13 protein-coding genes are annotated in these 16695 nt (G+C 51.1%); all 13 read right to left on the bottom strand.

What is annotated here, in order from left to right:
* Nucleotides 1-7: 7 nt before the first annotated feature.
* On the bottom strand, nt 8-2683 hold the full coding sequence (gene infB, locus JRJ22_RS16485; RefSeq protein WP_206100563.1) for a translation initiation factor IF-2: 2676 nt from the start codon (nt 2681-2683) through the stop codon (nt 8-10).
* On the bottom strand, nt 2676-2999 hold the full coding sequence (locus tag JRJ22_RS16490; RefSeq protein ID WP_036724725.1) for a YlxQ family RNA-binding protein: 324 nt from the start codon (nt 2997-2999) through the stop codon (nt 2676-2678). Before JRJ22_RS16490 ends, infB begins: the two co-directional genes overlap by 8 nt.
* Entirely contained in the window at nt 2992-3300 is a 309-nt protein-coding gene (rnpM, locus tag JRJ22_RS16495) for an RNase P modulator RnpM (RefSeq protein WP_054941045.1), read from the bottom strand. The genes JRJ22_RS16490 and rnpM overlap by 8 nt, the downstream gene beginning before the upstream one ends.
* A 31-nt stretch (nt 3301-3331) precedes the next feature.
* On the bottom strand, nt 3332-4429 hold the full coding sequence (gene nusA / locus JRJ22_RS16500) for a transcription termination factor NusA (protein WP_206100564.1): 1098 nt from the start codon (nt 4427-4429) through the stop codon (nt 3332-3334).
* A 26-nt stretch (nt 4430-4455) separates the two neighbouring features.
* Nucleotides 4456-4923 (bottom strand): ribosome maturation factor RimP, encoded by a 468-nt coding sequence (rimP, locus tag JRJ22_RS16505; RefSeq protein ID WP_206100565.1) that lies wholly within the window; start codon nt 4921-4923, stop codon nt 4456-4458.
* Nucleotides 4924-5087: 164 nt separating this feature from the next.
* The gene (locus JRJ22_RS16510; protein WP_206100566.1) at nt 5088-9422 is read right to left on the bottom strand and encodes a PolC-type DNA polymerase III; all 4335 of its coding nucleotides are present in this window, start codon (nt 9420-9422) and stop codon (nt 5088-5090) included.
* Between the two features lie 134 nt (nt 9423-9556).
* A complete protein-coding gene (proS, locus tag JRJ22_RS16515) occupies nt 9557-11005 on the bottom strand; it encodes a proline--tRNA ligase (protein WP_206100567.1) in 1449 nt (482 codons plus the stop codon).
* A gap of 105 nt (nt 11006-11110) precedes the next feature.
* On the bottom strand, nt 11111-12385 hold the full coding sequence (rseP, locus tag JRJ22_RS16520) for an RIP metalloprotease RseP (RefSeq protein WP_206100568.1): 1275 nt from the start codon (nt 12383-12385) through the stop codon (nt 11111-11113).
* A 149-nt stretch (nt 12386-12534) separates the two neighbouring features.
* On the bottom strand, nt 12535-13674 hold the full coding sequence (locus tag JRJ22_RS16525) for a 1-deoxy-D-xylulose-5-phosphate reductoisomerase (RefSeq protein ID WP_206100569.1): 1140 nt from the start codon (nt 13672-13674) through the stop codon (nt 12535-12537).
* 22 nt (nt 13675-13696) lie between these two features.
* Nucleotides 13697-14500: a phosphatidate cytidylyltransferase gene (locus tag JRJ22_RS16530; RefSeq protein WP_206100570.1), complete on the bottom strand. Its 804-nt coding sequence runs from the start codon at nt 14498-14500 to the stop codon at nt 13697-13699.
* Between the two features lie 21 nt (nt 14501-14521).
* Nucleotides 14522-15295 carry an undecaprenyl pyrophosphate synthase gene (locus JRJ22_RS16535; protein WP_206100571.1) on the bottom strand — a complete coding sequence of 258 codons (774 nt, stop codon included), beginning with the start codon at nt 15293-15295 and terminating at the stop codon, nt 14522-14524.
* A 79-nt stretch (nt 15296-15374) separates the two neighbouring features.
* Nucleotides 15375-15929, bottom strand: a complete 555-nt coding sequence (frr, locus tag JRJ22_RS16540; RefSeq protein ID WP_054941051.1) for a ribosome recycling factor — start codon at nt 15927-15929, stop codon at nt 15375-15377.
* Nucleotides 15929-16657, bottom strand: coding sequence for a UMP kinase (pyrH, locus tag JRJ22_RS16545; protein WP_054941052.1), 729 nt, complete (start codon nt 16655-16657; stop codon nt 15929-15931). The genes frr and pyrH overlap by 1 nt, the downstream gene beginning before the upstream one ends.
* Nucleotides 16658-16695: the final 38 nt, after the last annotated feature.

Genomic DNA, 16695 nt, shown 5'->3' on the forward strand with positions numbered 1-16695 from the left:
TCTTCGCTTAGCGCTCTACCTTTTCCATGATGAACGCTTCGATAATGTCCCCCTCTTGGAGGTCATTATAGCGTTCCAAAGTTATGCCGCATTCATAACCCTGCGCCACTTCTTTTGCATCATCCTTGAAGCGCTTCAAGGTATCGATCTTGCCTTCGAAGACAACGATTCCGCTGCGGATCAGGCGCAGCTCGGCATTGCGGGTAATTTTGCCGTCTGTAACCATACAACCTGCAACACTGCCCACTTTGCTGATTTTGAAGACGTTGCGCACTTCGGCATGACCGATGATATTTTCTTTGAAGACCGGATCGAGCATGCCCTTCATGGCACTTTCGATTTCTTCAATTACGTTGTAAATGATGTTGTGCAGACGCACATCAACCTTCTCCTGCTCTGCAGCAGCTTTGGTCTGAGCGTCCGGACGAACGTTAAAGCCGATTACGATCGCATTTGATGCTGCCGCGAGTGTAATATCGGATTCCGTAATCGCACCTGCACCGCTGTGAATAATCTTCACGCGAACGCCTTCAACCTCGATCTTCGCCAGGGAGCTCTTGAGCGCCTCTACCGAACCTTGTACGTCACCTTTGATGATTACGTTCAGGTCTTTGATCTCGCCATCCTTGATGTGCTTGAACAGGTCATCCAGTGTAACACGGGTATTGGTGTTCAGCTCGGACTGGCGCTGGGTTGTGGAGCGTCTGTCGGCGATTGCACGGGCTTTGCGCTCGTCTTCGAAGGCCATGAACGGATCGCCCGCCTGCGGCACTTCAGTCAGACCGGTAATTTCCACCGGAGTGGAAGGGCCCGCTTCCTTGATTTTGCGTCCCTTGTCATTCACCATGGCGCGGACACGGCCGAAGCAGTTACCCGCTACAAAAGCGTCTCCGACCTTCAGTGTACCGTTCTGAACGAGAATACGGGCAACCGGTCCGCGGTTCTTATCAAGCTCGGCTTCTATTACTGTACCGCGTGCCCGTTTGTCCGGGTTCGCTTTGTACTCGTTAACTTCCGCTACGAGCAAGATCATTTCCAGCAGCTCTTCCAGGTTAATGCGCTGTTTGGCGGACAGGTTGACGAAGATGGTGTCTCCGCCCCACTCTTCCGGTACCAGCTCATAATTGGTAAGCTCCTGCTTAACACGGTCCGGATCAGCACCCGGCTTGTCGATCTTGTTAACTGCAACAATGATCGGAAGTCCAGCAGCCTTGGCGTGGTTAATCGCTTCTACCGTCTGCGGCATAACACCGTCATCAGCAGCTACAACGATAATGGTCATATCCGTGACCTGTGCACCGCGGGCACGCATGGCGGTAAACGCTTCGTGACCCGGAGTATCCAGGAACGTAATTTTCTTGTGGTTGATTTCGACCTGGTACGCACCGATGTGCTGCGTAATCCCGCCGGCTTCGCCGCCGGTTACGTTCGTTGAACGGATCGCATCCAGCAATGTTGTTTTACCATGGTCAACATGACCCATGATCGTAACAACCGGAGGACGGGTCTGCAGATCCTCTTCGGAATCGTTCTCTTCCACGGTTTCGAAGCTGTCTTCGTCCACAGGGATCTTCACTTCTACTTCTACGCCGAATTCACCCGACAGAAGCAGGATGGTGTCGATATCAAGCTCCTGGTTAATGGTCGCCATAACGCCCATCAGAATCAGCTTCTTGATCACTTCAGAAGCATCCTTATGCAGCAGCTTGGCTGTTTCACCGACCGTCATATTACCGCGGACAATAATCTTCTTCGGTGTATTGTCAATCTTCTCACGGTGTACGACCGGCTGGTTTCTGCCGCCGCGGCTATTCTTGCCGCCGCGGTTGTTGCGGAAATTGCCGCCGCCTTTACCGTCTTCAAAGCGCTTCTGGCTGCCGTTGTTGTTCGGTCTGCCGCCGGAAGTGTTCTTCTTTGGACCTCTGTCTCCGCCGCGGGAGAAATCACCGCCGCCTTGTCCTTGCGGACGGCTGTCTGTGCGCGGAGCGCTGCTCTGCGGACGGTCACCAGTACGTGGTGCACTGCCTTGACCTTGCGAACGGTTGCCGCCGGTGGAGCTGCCTTGCGGACGGCTGCCGCCGGTGGAGCTACCCTGCGGGCGGTTGCCGCCGGTGGAACTGCCCTGTGGACGGTTGCTGCCGGTGGAGCTGCCCTGCGGACGATTGCCGCTGGTGGAGCTACCTTGCGGGCGGTTGCCGCCGGTGGAGCTGCCCTGCGGGCGGTTGCCGCTGGTGGAGCTTCCTTGCGGACGGTTGCCGCTGGTGGAGCTGCCTTGCGGGCGGGAATTCTGTGTTGATCCTGATGTACTTCTGCGGGAATCTTGTCCGCTTTGGGGCCTTGGGGACGTCGTCGATTGGTTGTTGTTTTGGTTACTGTTCATACCTACCTGCTTTTCCGGTTGATTTTTGTTGGCATTCTGAGCACTCTGCGGTTCGGCTGTTACCGTTCCGGTAGTTGCCGGACGGCTGCTGGTGCCGGTGTCACGCTTGGCTGCAGCGTTTGATTTAATATCCTTAAAGAATTGCTCCACTTTTGTTACCGAGCTATTCTCCATCACACTCATATGATTATTCACAGGAACATTCAAACGCTTCAGAATTGTAATAATTTCTTTACTGCTCATGTTCAGAGATTTCGCGTATTCATACACGCGCAGTTTATCCTTATTGTCTTCTTTAGTCAATAACTCCACCTCCGACAGTATCTCCAAGCGTTCTGGAGATCATTTCCGCGAATCCTTTATCCGTAACGGCCAGCACTACGCGCTGGTCTTTACCAATACTTGCACCGAGTTCATCCCGGTGAAATGCGATTACTAGTGGAATATCGTAGGTCCCGCATTTATCACGGAACTTTTTTTGGGTATTATCTGAAGCGTCACCTGCTAGGACGACCAGCTTCGCCTCCGATGACCGTACTGCCTTAAGTACAGCCTCGTCGCCGGTGACAATCTTGCCTGCTCTCATGGCAAGCCCTAAATAAGAAAGTGTCTTACTCATTGTCCTCACTATCCTTTGCTGCTAAAAACTCTTCTTCCACGGATGCAAAATCCCTGGCTAGCTGAGCATAGATTTCAGGACTCACTTGACATTTTAACGCACGGTCAAGTGCTTTGTTCTTTTGTGCCAGTTTAAAGCATTCCAGTTTACCGCAGATGTAAGCCCCCCGGCCTGACTTCTTGCCTGTCAGATCGATCAGCACTTCGCCCTCAGGTGTGCGAACCACGCGAATCAGCTCTTTTTTGGGCATCATCTCCTGGCTGGCAACACATTTGCGCAGCGGTACCTTTTTTTGCTTCATTCTAATCGCCTCCCGTCAGTCAGCAGCTTAATTAATCAATGGAGACGGAATCCTGATGCATTTCATCGCTAATTGTTTTCGGTCTGCCGTATTCCTGCTCCGCTTGAGTTTCGCTCTTGATATCAATTTTCCAGCCGGTCAGTTTGGCCGCAAGGCGGGCATTTTGCCCTTTGATGCCGATAGCCAGCGACAATTGATAGTCAGGAACGATGACACGGGCCATTTTCTCAGCTTCAAAGACTTGAACCTCAAGCACTTTGGACGGGCTGAGTGCATTAGCCACATATTCCTGCACCGCATCTGAATAACGCACAATATCAATCTTCTCGCCGCGAAGCTCTGTAACGATGGTCTGCACGCGTGTCCCTCTTGGGCCAACGCAGGAGCCGACCGGATCCACCTCTTCATTACGCGAGAATACAGCGATCTTAGAACGGAAGCCTGCTTCACGGGCCACAGAACGAATCTCAACAACGCCGTCAAAAATCTCAGGAACCTCCAGCTCGAACAGACGCTTCAGCAGACCCGGATGACTGCGGGACAGCATAATTTGCGGTCCTTTGGTCGTATTCTCCACTTTGGTGATATAGGCCTTGATCCGCTCGCTCTGCTTGAACTTCTCACCCGGCATCAGCTCGCTCAGCGGCAGAACCGCTTCGATTTTGCCAAGATCGACATAAATATTCCGCATATCCTGACGCTGTACAAGGCCGGTAACAATATCATCTTCCTTGTCAATAAAAGCGTTATAGATAAGTCCGCGCTCCGCTTCACGAATACGCTGAGTTACAACCTGCTTGGCGGTTTGCGCCGCAATCCGGCCGAAATCGCGCGGTGTTACTTCAAGCTCTGCAACATCCTCCAGCTGGAAATGAGGGTTGATCTCTCTGGCTGCCGGCAGGGAAATTTCGGTCCGGGTATCCAGAACCTCCTCGACAACCAGCTTACGGGCGAATACTTTGATTACGCCTGTGTTGCGGTTCATGTCCACACGCACGTTCTGCGCCGCATTGAAGTTGCGTTTATAGCTGGAAATCAGCGCAGCTTCGATGGCTTCAAACAGCACATCCTTGCTGATGCCTTTCTCCCTTTCCAGTTCATTCATAGCTTCGATAAAATCCATACTCATGAAATTCCGGTCCCCCTTTCAAGACGTTAAAAAATAATGGCCAATCTCGCGCTGGCGACTTTGGCATACGGCACTACATGTTCTTTTTTGCCCGCGGAGATGAGCAGTTCCTCGTTCTCGAACGAGAGCAAACGGCCTTCGAATTCTTTGAGGCCTTGAATCGGCTCATAAACCGTTACATATACGTCCTTGCCTACCGCTTTGGCGACATCTGCAGCTTTCTTGAGCGGGCGTTCTGCGCCAGGAGAAGAAACCTCCAGGAAATAGGCTTCAGAGATAGGATCATTCTCATCCAGTTTTGAACTGAAATATTCGCTAATGGCACCACAGTCATCAATATCAATGCCGCCTTCTTTGTCTACGAATATGCGCAAAAACCAGTTGGAGCCTTCCTTCACGTATTCAACGTCCACCAGTTCGAAACCATTGTCCTCGAGATAGGACCCGAGCATCTGCTCTACCGTTTGTTTAATTTTGGATTTGGGTGTGCTCAAAAGAAAATTACCTCCACGAACTTGTCTTTTGCTATATACCAAAGATAAAGAGTGGGTTTCCCCACTCTTTACACAACGGACTTATCTCATTATTACCAAAAAAATTATACCATAGTGCATCTGCACTGACAAGTGCTGGCCCTTGACTCCCTATTTGGAGCCTGTTAAAACAGGGACAGCTGGTTGCTCTCCGGAAGTCCCCGGAAGCAGCCCATGCCGGTCAGCAGCTCAATCACAGTCTTACTCGCTTTGGATTTCTGCTGGAAATCCTCAATCGACAGGAACTCTCCCGCATCCTTGGCGGCAGCAATATTGATGGCCGCATTCTCACCGATTCCCGCAAGCGCGGAGAACGGCGGAATCAGGCTGGTGCCGTCAACCGTAAAGCGGTTCGCATCGGAACGGTACAGATCGATGTTCTTGAAGGTGAACCCGCGCGCCGTCATCTCCAGTGCCATCTCGAGCACAGGCAGCATTGCTTTTTCCTTAGGCAGCGCCTGGAAGCCCTTGGCTTCGATCTCGCCGATCTGGCGGTTGATTGCTTCATAGCCCTGGCAGCAGAGCTCGATGTCAAAGTCAGCAGCACGTACCGAGAAGTAGGTCGCATAATATTCAATCGGATGATACAGCTTGAAGTAGGCGGTCCGCACTGCAGAGATTACATACGCAGCAGCATGCGCCTTAGGGAACATGTACTGGATCTTCAGACAGGAATCAATGTACCATTGCGGTACCTTGCATTTCTTCATCTCTTCGATCCATTCGGGCGGCAGCCCTTTTCCTTTACGCACGCTTTCCGTAATTTTAAAGGCCAGACTGGCATCCATACCTGCCTTATAAATCAGATAGAGCATGATATCGTCACGACAGCCGATTACGGTCTTAATATTGCAGGTGTTGTTTTTGATCAGTTCCTGTGCATTGCCCAGCCATACGCCGGTACCGTGTGACAGTCCTGATATCTGCAATAAGTCGGCAAAGCTGGACGGCTTCGATTCGATCAGCATCTGCCGGACGAATTTGGTCCCCATTTCCGGTACACCGTAAGTGGCCACAGGGGTACGGATCTGTTCGGGCCGCACACCTAACGCCTCTGTGGAGTTAAACATGCTCATAACCTTCGGGTCATTCATCGGAATGGTCGTCGGATCGACGCCGGTCAGATCCTGCAGCATACGCATCATGGTCGGATCATCATGGCCCAGAATATCGAGCTTGAGCAGGTTGGCATCAAAGGCGTGATAGTCGAAGTGGGTTGTCTTCCATTCGGCCGATACATCATCCGCAGGGAACTGGACCGGTGTAATATCCTCAATCTCCATATAATCCGGCAGAACTACAATACCGCCGGGATGCTGGCCGGTACTGCGCTTAACGCCTGTACAGCCGGCAGCCAGACGGTTAAGCTCGGCCCCCCGCCAGCGCTTCTGGTGATGCTCCTCATATTTCTTGGTGAAACCGAAGGCTGTCTTCTCCGCAACCGTACCAATCGTTCCTGCACGGAATACGTTATCCGGGCCGAACATCGTTTTGGTAAAGTTATGGGCATTGGGCTGGTACTCCCCGGAGAAGTTAAGGTCGATATCGGGAACCTTGTCCCCTTTGAAGCCAAGGAAGGTCTCAAACGGAATATCCTGCCCCTCTCCCTTCAGCCTGCCGCCGCAGTCCGGGCAGGCTTTATCCGGAAGGTCAAAACCGCTCGGCACGCTGCCGTCCAGGAACCATTCGCTGTGCTTGCATTCGGGATTCAGGCAAATGTAATGCGCCGGCAGCGGGTTAACCTCAGAGATGCCGAGGAACGTTGCAACTACAGACGAGCCGACTGAGCCGCGGGAACCTACGAGGTATCCGTCCTGATTCGACTTTTTAACAAGCCGCTCAGAAATCAAATAGTTGGCTGAGAAGCCGTATTTGATAATCGGCGCAAGCTCTTTTTCCAGGCGGGCCACCACGACTTCCGGGAGATCCTCACCGTAGATGGACTTGGCCGTGTTATAGCAGGTGCTGCGGATTTCTTCGTCCGCCCCCTCAATATTCGGTGTAAAGAGTTCGCTCGGGAACAGATCATATTCCTCGAACCGCTCGGCAAGCGCTACGGTGTTGGTGACAACAACCTCCATCGCTTTTTCGGCGCCCAGGAATTCGAACTCCGCCAGCATTTCATCCGTTGTCCGGAAATGTGCATCCGGCTTGACCTGATCCTTCAGCGGACTGAACCCGGTAATTCCGTGGATTGTGATGTCACGGAACAGCTTTTGGCGCGGCTCCAGATAATGAACATTGCCCGTGGCAATGACCGGCTTGTTCATCTGTTCGCCGATTTCGCAGATTTTGCGCACAACATCCCTTAAATCCTCAGCCGTTGCCACAAACCCTTTATCTACAAGATGCATATACATCGTCAGCGGCTGAATTTCCAGAACATCATAGAACTGGGCAACCTCCATCGCTTCCTCAACCGTCTTGTTGAGCACGGTCTCAAAAAATTCCCCGCGTTCACAGCCGGAAATCACGATCAGCCCGTCGCGGTACTGCTCAAGCTTCGATTTCGGGATGCACGGCACACGCTTGAAGTACTCCGTATGGCTCAAGGAAATCAGCTTATACAGGTTCTTTTTGCCGGTAGGATTAAGAGCATAGATTCCGCAGTGGAATGGCCGTACATTGGACAGATCATTACCTACATAGTCGTTCAGCCGCTCCAGCCGGGTCAGATTCTTCAGCTTCTCGGCATCGTTCAGAAGGCCGGTCAAAATGCCGCCGAGCGCAATGGTATCATCAACCGCCCGGTGATGGCTTTCCAGCAGCACTTTATATTTATCCGCAAGTGTGTTCAAACGGTGGTTCTTCATGCTTGGAAACAGCAGCCGCGCTAGCTCCAGCGTATCCAGTGACGGATTCGGCAGCTCCGGCTGGCCCAGCTTCTGCAGAGAGGCCTGAATGAAGCCCATATCAAACCGCGCATTATGGGCAACCAGAACAGCATCGCCTATGAACTCGACAAATTCCTTCAGTACCGGTTCCAAATCCGGGGCATCCTTAACCATTTCGTCAGTAATGTTAGTCAGCTGCTGGATATGGTACGGAATTTTTTCGTGCGGATTAACGAATGTAGTATAACGGCCGATCTCCTTGCCTTCACACATTTTGATGGCAGCAAGCTCGGTAATATTATTGCGTGTGATGGACAGACCAGTGGTCTCGATATCGAATACGACATAGGTAGCTGTTTTGAGATCCATCGGCTGTGGATTTTCCACTATATTAACCGCATCGTTGACAACATTGGCTTCCACACCGTAGAGCATTTTAATTTTATGCTTATGGACAGCATGGTTGGCTTCCGGAAAACTCTGCACGTTACCGTGATCGGTTACTGCAATGGCCGGATGGCCCCATTTGGCGGCAGTTTTAATGTATTCACCAATCGGCGTAACGGCATCCATCGTGCTCATGGTCGTGTGCAGGTGGAATTCAACCCGTTTTTGCTTGGCATTATCTTTGCGTGCCGGCGGCGCGTTTACCTCGGTCAGGTCCGAAGGAATCATTACAAGCTCAGGAATCTGCATGAAACGGTCGTACTCGACCTTACCGCGTGCTCTAACCCACTTGCCGTTGGCCAGCTGGCTCATAATTTTCAGATCTTCTTTGGTCTTGGCGAACATCTTCATCTGCAGTGAATCTGTAAAATCTGTTATGAAGAAGTTGAACAGCGTATTACCGTTGCGCAGCTCCTTGCTCTCCAATCCAAAAATCGTACCCTGAATCGTAATTTTCTTCTCTTCATCCTGTATCTGCAGAATCGGTGTAGCCTGCTCCTTGATTTCATAGCCAACCTGAAGCTTGATCACTTCACTCGGATCGGTTTCCTCCTCCGGCTCCTCCGGTTCACTGCTGGCCATCATCATCATTTCCACGAGCTCACGCTGCTCCTGCTGCAGTTTTTGCTGGAACTCTTCAAAGGCATCTGCTTTGGTGCTCTCGTCCTGAGCAATCTGCAGTTTGACCTTCAGTGAAAGCCCAAAATATTTATCATAAAATTTAATAATGGCGCCTTCGATACCTTTTTTGCGGGCCAGTTCCAGGGACATCGTGTCATTCAGGCTAAGCACAAGTGTATTGTCCTGAAGCTCTTGGGTAGAGCGTGTAAGCCAACCGTTTACGGAAGGAATCTCCCGCTGTGCCCATTCCAGAAACAATCCCCAATATTCCTGTACAAGCTCCTGCCTGCCGACGGTTTGTTCATCATATAAGAACAGGAAGCTGACCTTGGCAATATGCTGCAGCTTCTCACGCATTCTCAAACAAAATGTCCGGTACGCCTGTGCCGGCACAAGACTTTCCTTTGCGATGACAATATGCCAGTCCTTGTTGCCCCGGCTGATCTCTACCCGCTCAATCTGTCCGTCCATAAAATAAGAATCAATCAGCGCAGGCGGTATCTCGCCCTGTTTCATCAGAAGCTCGAACCTTCTTCTTCTCTCCGTGTTCTGTTCCATGCTTCCCCCACCCACTTACACAAAGATAAATTGTAAAAAGCTTCCGGGTCGAAAAAGCATTGGGTTCTTTCGGCCCGCCGACTCCTCTCGCCAGAAGCTGCATTCACATACTCACTATTATAATAGGTCCCGGCTTAGTACGCCTTGGCAAAAACAACCGTATGCTGGGCAGGCTTGCCGCAGCAGATACAGGTCGTCTTCTGCTCAGCCGGATTAAACGGAATATTGCGGCTGCCCGCTCCCGTCTCTTCTTTGACTTTATCTTCGCACTCTTCGGTTCCGCACCAGCCTGCCAGGGCAAAGCCGCGCTTCTCCTCCATCGAGGCCTTCATCTCTTCCAGGGTATCCACGGAATAGAAGTGATCTTCGCGGAACTTCAGCGCACGCTCAAACATCTCGTTATGCACCTGCTCCAGCATGGCCTGCACTTCTTCCACCAGGTTGTCCTGCTGGATGACCTTCTTCTCACCGGTAATACGGGAAACGAGTACGCAGACGCCGTTCTCCATATCACGCGGGCCCAGCTCCAGACGTACGGGCACACCACGCATTTCGTATTCATTGAACTTCCAGCCCGGGGTCAGATCAGCACGGTCGTCTACACGCACACGCACTCCAGCATCCTTCAGTTGCTTGAACAGCTCGTCCGTCCGGCCAATTACCGCTTCACGGGTCTTAGGCGGTCCGATTGGAATCATAATAACCTGTGTCGGAGCAACCTTAGGCGGCAGCGCCAATCCGCGGTCATCCCCGTGAACCATAATCAGTGAACCAATCAGGCGTGTCGTAGATCCCCAGGAAGTCGTATGCACATACTCCAGGGAGTTCTCACGGCTCAAATATTGAATGTCAAAAGCGGTCGCAAACTTCGTTCCCAAATAATGAGAGGTCGCTGCTTGTACAGCCCGTCCATCCTTCATCATTGCTTCAATAGAGTAAGTATCAACAGCTCCGGCAAAACGCTCAGAAGGTGTCTTCTGGCCGGTAACAACCGGAATCGCCAAATAGCTCTCAACAAAATCACGATAGTTCTCCAGCATTCGCATAGTCTCTTCACGGGCCTCAGTTTCGGTCTCATGCGCCGTGTGGCCTTCCTGCCAGAGGAATTCCGTCGTCCGGATAAACGGCAATGTGCGTTTTTCCCAGCGGACCACATTGGCCCATTGGTTGATCAGCACCGGAAGGTCGCGGTAGGATTGAATCCATTTGGAGTACATATGGCCGAACATGGTCTCCGAAGTCGGACGGATTGCCAGACGTTCTTCCAGCACATCGCCCCCTGCCTCGGTTACCCAAGGAAGCTCAGGATTAAAGCCCTCGATATGATCCTTTTCTTTCTGGAAAAAGCTCTCTGGAATGAACACCGGGAAATAGGCATTACGGTGGCCGGTAGCCTTAAGGCGGCGGTTCATTTCCTCCTGGATGTGCTCCCAGATTTCGTAGCCTTCCGGTTTGAAGACGATACAGCCGCGGACCGGTGAATAATCCATCAGATCCGCCTTTTTGATTACATCGATATACCAGCGCGAGAAATCCTCGCTCTGAGGCGTAATTTCCGTTACGAACTGCTTATCTTTAGCCATGTAATGAAATCCTCCTAAATTGCCCTGCAAAATGTAGCCCGGCTACGCGCCATTGGGTCTGTCTTTTGCGGGGTCCGCCATAAATCTGATTGCTTGAATAGAAAATCAGCCTGTGATCAGGCGCAGTATATCATTATAGGTTACAGCGATCATCACCAGGAACAGCAAGGCAAATCCGACAAAATGAACCATGCCCTCGCGGCCCGGATCTACAGGTTTGCCGCGCAGCGCTTCTACACCGAGGAATACAAGACGGCTTCCGTCTAATGCCGGTACCGGCAGCAGATTGAATATCCCCAAGTACAGGCTAAGAATGGCAGCCCAATACGTCAGATACTGAATCCCCTGCTGGGCAATCTGGCCGGTCATCTTCGCCGTTCCTACCGGTCCTGAGATATCATCCATATTGAAATTGTTGATCAATTGTTTGAACCCGGTAAAGATCAGTTTAGTTGTATCTACCATGGCCGTACTCGACTTGGTAATCGTCTCCCCAAAACCGGCTCGGCGTGTCTGAAGGTCAGGAGTGATCCCTACCTTGCCGCCTTCTTCACCTTCCATACTGCGGGGGATCATAGTCACCTCATAGGTTTGATCGCCACGCTGAAGGACCCAGTTCATCTCTTTGCCCTTGGATTCAGAGGTTAGCTCAATCATCTTCAGATAATCCCCGCCAATCTTCTCTCCATTAACAGAGACTACTATATCACCCTTCTGGAGCCCAGCCTCTTGCGCCGGCATTCCCTCGCTGATGTCCCCAACCTTCACAATGGTAGGATTCTCCACCGGGATTCCTGCCATCTGCAAATGAATCGCAAACAGGACAAAAGCAAGAATAAAGTTCATTACCGGTCCGGCAACAATGGCTAAAGCACGCTGTCCGACGGTTTTGCTGCCAAATTGACGGTCTTTCGGAGCAATCTGCGTCTGCTGGCCGCCTTTGATCATCATCGCCTGCGGATGTACATCATAGGTAGTGACTTCACCATCGACATCAAGCCGGATTATCAATTCATTCTCCAGATCGGTATACTGCGCCTCGCCACGGATCACATTTCTGCGGGTGTCTAGCGAATCGAGATAAATATTTTTGACTTTATTGTCTTGTCCCAGCCTGACGGCGATCATCTGCCCCTGGCCGATTTCAATGATTTCGGGATCTTCCCCGGCCATCCGCGCATATCCGCCGAAAGGCAGCAGACGGAGTGTGAACTGCGTTTCACCGCGTTTATAGGAAAACAGTTTCGGGCCGAAACCGATAGCGAATTCACGTACAAGAATACCGGCGCGTTTGGCGAAATAATAATGTCCCCATTCATGGACGGTCACCAGAACAAAAAACATAAGCACCGTTAAAAAGACGACTCTTACCATTTCCATCCGTAACATTCCCCCTTTAGGTGTAAGACCGAAGTATGTCCTCTTAATTTATCATTATTCCAAGGCCCGGCACAAGAGAATCAACAGTCTCAGCCTATTTTTCAGGGTAACGCAAATTTTCCAGCTTAAGCAGCACAAATCTCTTATATTTACAGCTTGGATGCAAGCTCCCGGGCAGCCGCATCACAGAGTTCGATCTGCTCTAAATCGGGTTTAACAACATTATCATGCTGCTGCAATACTTCTTCAATAATTTCCTCAATACGCAGGAATGAAATCTCATGACGCAGGAAGCGGGCAACGGCGATTTCATTGGCTGCATTAAAAGCAGTGGTTGCCGTCCCCCCCGTTTTCCCGCATTCGATCGCAAGCCGCAGGGCCGGATAACGGACATAATCCATTTCGCGGAAGGTCAGGCGTCCGATCTCAGCCAGTGACAAACGGGCTGCTGGTGAAGACCAGCGGTCCGGATAGGTCAGCGCATACTGGATCGGCACGCGCATATCAGGAGTACCGAGCTGTGCAATGATACTGCTGTCACGGAATTCCACGTAGGAGTGAATAATGCTCTCCGGGTGCAGCAGCACATTCACCTGCTCATAGGGCAGGCCAAACAAATGGTGGGCTTCAATCACCTCAAGTCCCTTATTAACCATTGTCGCCGAGTCTATGGTAATTTTAGCACCCATACTCCAGTTCGGATGACGCAGCGCGTCCTCCACGGTAACATCCTTGAGCTGATCGCGGGTATAATCGCGGAAAGAGCCGCCTGAGGCGGTAACAGTAATACTCGCAACATCGGCGCGGTTTTCACCGTTCAGACATTGAAATATTGCCGAGTGCTCACTGTCTACCGGCAGCAGTTTAACCCCTTTTCGTTCAGCCAGCTCTGTTACCAGATGTCCTGCTGTTACAAGGGTTTCTTTATTGGCTAGTCCGATATGCCGCCCGGCTTCGATAGCAGCAAGCGTTGACTTCAGTCCCACACTACCTACCACAGCTGTCACAACCGTATCCGCAGCTCCTCCGGCAGCGATTTCAACCAATCCCTCGTTGCCGTAGAAGAGTTCAACACCGGACGGCAGGCTTGATCTGATGTCATCCGCAAGCTGCTTGGTGGATACAGACACACGCCGCGGCTGGAACCGTCGCACCTGTTCTAACAATAGGGCGGTATTGCTGCCAGCAGCCAGCCCATCTACTTCAAAGGCTTCCGGATGCATCGCAACGACATCCAGTGTCTGCGTGCCAATGGATCCGGTCGAGCCGAGAATACTAATTTTTTTCACCGTTGTACCTTCTCCCCGTCGTTTAATAGTAAGGCATCAGCATTACGATATGTACGAAAGGAAATACGATAATCCAGCTGTCGCAGCGGTCAAGTATGCCACCATGACCAGGCAGCAGAGAGCCTGAATCCTTAATACCGTACACCCGTTTGTAGGCAGACTGTACAAGATCTCCAAGCTGACCGAGAACAGCACACGAAATACCGATTAGCAGTGCTCGTCCGATAGTCAGCAGATCAGGAACAAATAGAGCAAAAATAACCGAAATCACAACGGAAATGAGAACCCCGCCAAGGGCGCCTTCAACCGTCTTATTGGGACTGATCGCCGGCCAAAGCTTATTCTTCCCGAAGCTTCTGCCAACGAAATATGCGCCTGCATCGCTGCCCCAAATGCAACACAGCAGCAGCAGGGTCCAGAAAAGGCCATGTTCATCACCCGCAGCACGGGCCGTACCCATATAGGAGAAACCCATTCCTATGTAAACAATCCCGGTAAACAGAAGTGCAGTGATCTTAATATCCTGTTTATTTTTAGTGAATACTGTCACGAGCAGGAACAATAACAGCATCAGCCATAAGCCCTGTTCCCAGGACAGCCAAGGCGAGACACCAAGCAATCCCCAGGGGATCATGAAACAAACGATCGAGGCATATCCAAGCAGGGAAGTGCTACTGAATGGAGAGAGACCCGTCATTTTCACAAATTCAAACATCCCGATGAGCGCCATGCCAGTCAGCAGGAGCTGATAGGACCAGCCCCCTAAAGCACACAGCCCCAAAAAAACTGCTCCGGCAACAATTCCGGTAATCAATCGTTGCTTCAAAGGTTTCCATCTCCCATCAGGCTACTTCAATCCGCCATAGCGGCGTGTACGGCGCTGATACTCGGCAACTGCCTGCAATAAGTGCGTTTTGTCAAACTCAGGCCAGTACACATCCGTAAACCACAGCTCACTGTATGCGATCTGCCAGAGCATGAAATTGCTCAGCCGCATTTCTCCGCTGGTGCGGATCAGCAGATCAGGGTCAGGCAGACCTCCGGACAATAATCTGCTGTCAATCAGTTCAGATGTAATCTCCTCTGGAGAGAGCCGTCCTGCTTTTATGTCATTACCCAGTTCGCGCATACAATCTTCTATCTCTTTACGGCTGCCGTAGTTCAGCGCAAAATTTAAGATTAGTCCAGTATTGTGCTTCGTCCGTTCAACTGCCTCTTCCATAGCCTTACGGGTATGATTAGGCAGCGCATTACTATCACCCATTACGCGTACCTGTACATTTTTCTCTATCAGTTCATCCAGTTCAAGCGCAAGAAATTCCACAGGCAGACGCATCAGGAAATCCACTTCATCTTTAGGCCGCTTCCAATTTTCCGTAGAAAAAGCGTACATCGTGAGGAATTCTACTCCCAGATCATTTGCGGCTATGGTTGCACGTTTTACTGCTTTCATCCCGTTTTGATGACCGACAATGCGCGGAAGGCCGCGGCGTTTAGCCCAGCGACCATTACCGTCCATGATTACCGCCACGTGCCGGGGAATGTTGTCCGGTGAAATCTCGACTGGCTGTTCTTCCTGCCTGTCTTTACGGCTAAGCCATGCTTGAACCCGTTTGATCATTTCCGTTTCCTCCAAGCTCATATCAGAAAGAGACAAACCCCACCATATAAGGAGGGGCCTTGAGGTCTCTTGATTATCATTATACTTCCATAATCTCTTTTTCTTTGGACAAGAGCACCTTATCGACTTCAGCTATGAACTTATCCGTTGATTTCTGAATATCTTCCTGATGTCCGCGCGACTCATCTTCCGAAATGCCGTTCTTCTCCATCTTCTTGATGTCATCGTTAGCATCGCGGCGGATATTGCGGATGGCTACCTTCGCCTCTTCACCGAACTTCTTGGTGAATTTCACTAGTTCAGTACGGCGTTCCTCAGTCAGCGGTGGAATGGATAGGCGGATGATCGTACCGTCATTGGCAGGTGTTAGTCCAAGATCAGACTTCATAATCGCCCGTTCGATGTCGGCTACCGACGATCGGTCCCAAGGCTGGATAAGCAGTGTCCGGGAATCCGGTGTACTGATATTGGCCAGCTGGTTAACCGGCGTAGGCGCGCCGTAATAATCAACTTGAATGCGGTCCAGCAGCGCTGTCGATGCGCGTCCTGCCCGCAAAGTAGCCAAATCGCGTTTTAGGGAAGAAATCGCTTTTTCCATACGCTCCTCGGCATTTTTCTTAACTGCCTGTGGCATTAATCTACACTCCCTTTAACAATCGTCCCGATTTTCTCACCGAGAACGACACGTTTAATATTGCCTTGCTCTGTAATAGCAAACACAATGAGCGGTATATTATTATCCATGCACAGCGAGGAAGCGGTAGAATCCATAACTCCAAGGTTTTTGTTCAGGACTTCCATGTAGGTCAGTTGCTCAAACTTCTCGGCTGTAGGGTCCTTAAAAGGATCCGCAGAGTAGACACCGTCTACTTTGTTCTTCGCCATTAGAATGACTTCTGCTTCAATCTCAGCTGCTCTAAGCGCTGCGGTTGTATCCGTTGAGAAGAACGGGTTTCCTGTACCTGCGGCAAAAATAACCACGCGTCCCTTCTCCAAGTGACGGATCGCCCGGCGGCGGATGTACGGTTCGGCAATCTGTTGCATGGAAATGGAGGTCTGCACCCGCGTTGGAACATCAATTTGCTCCAATGCATCTTGCAGAGCAAGCGAGTTCATAACTGTGGCGAGCATCCCCATGTAATCGGCTGTTGCACGGTCAATGCCGCTTGCACTGCCGGCGATCCCGCGCCAGATATTTCCGCCACCGCATACAATGGCAACCTGAACGCCAAGTTCGACCACTTCTTTCACTTGCTCCGCGATGGAAATAATCGTCTCAGCATCAATACCATATCCGTTTTGTCCTGACAGTGATTCCCCACTTACCTTAAGGACGACTCTCTTAAATACTGGCTGTTCCAAATGTATACCCTCTCTTTCTTACAAAAGACGGAACACTA

It is taken from the genome of Paenibacillus tianjinensis (assembly GCF_017086365.1).
Lineage (GTDB): Bacteria > Bacillota > Bacilli > Paenibacillales > Paenibacillaceae > Paenibacillus_AQ > Paenibacillus_AQ tianjinensis.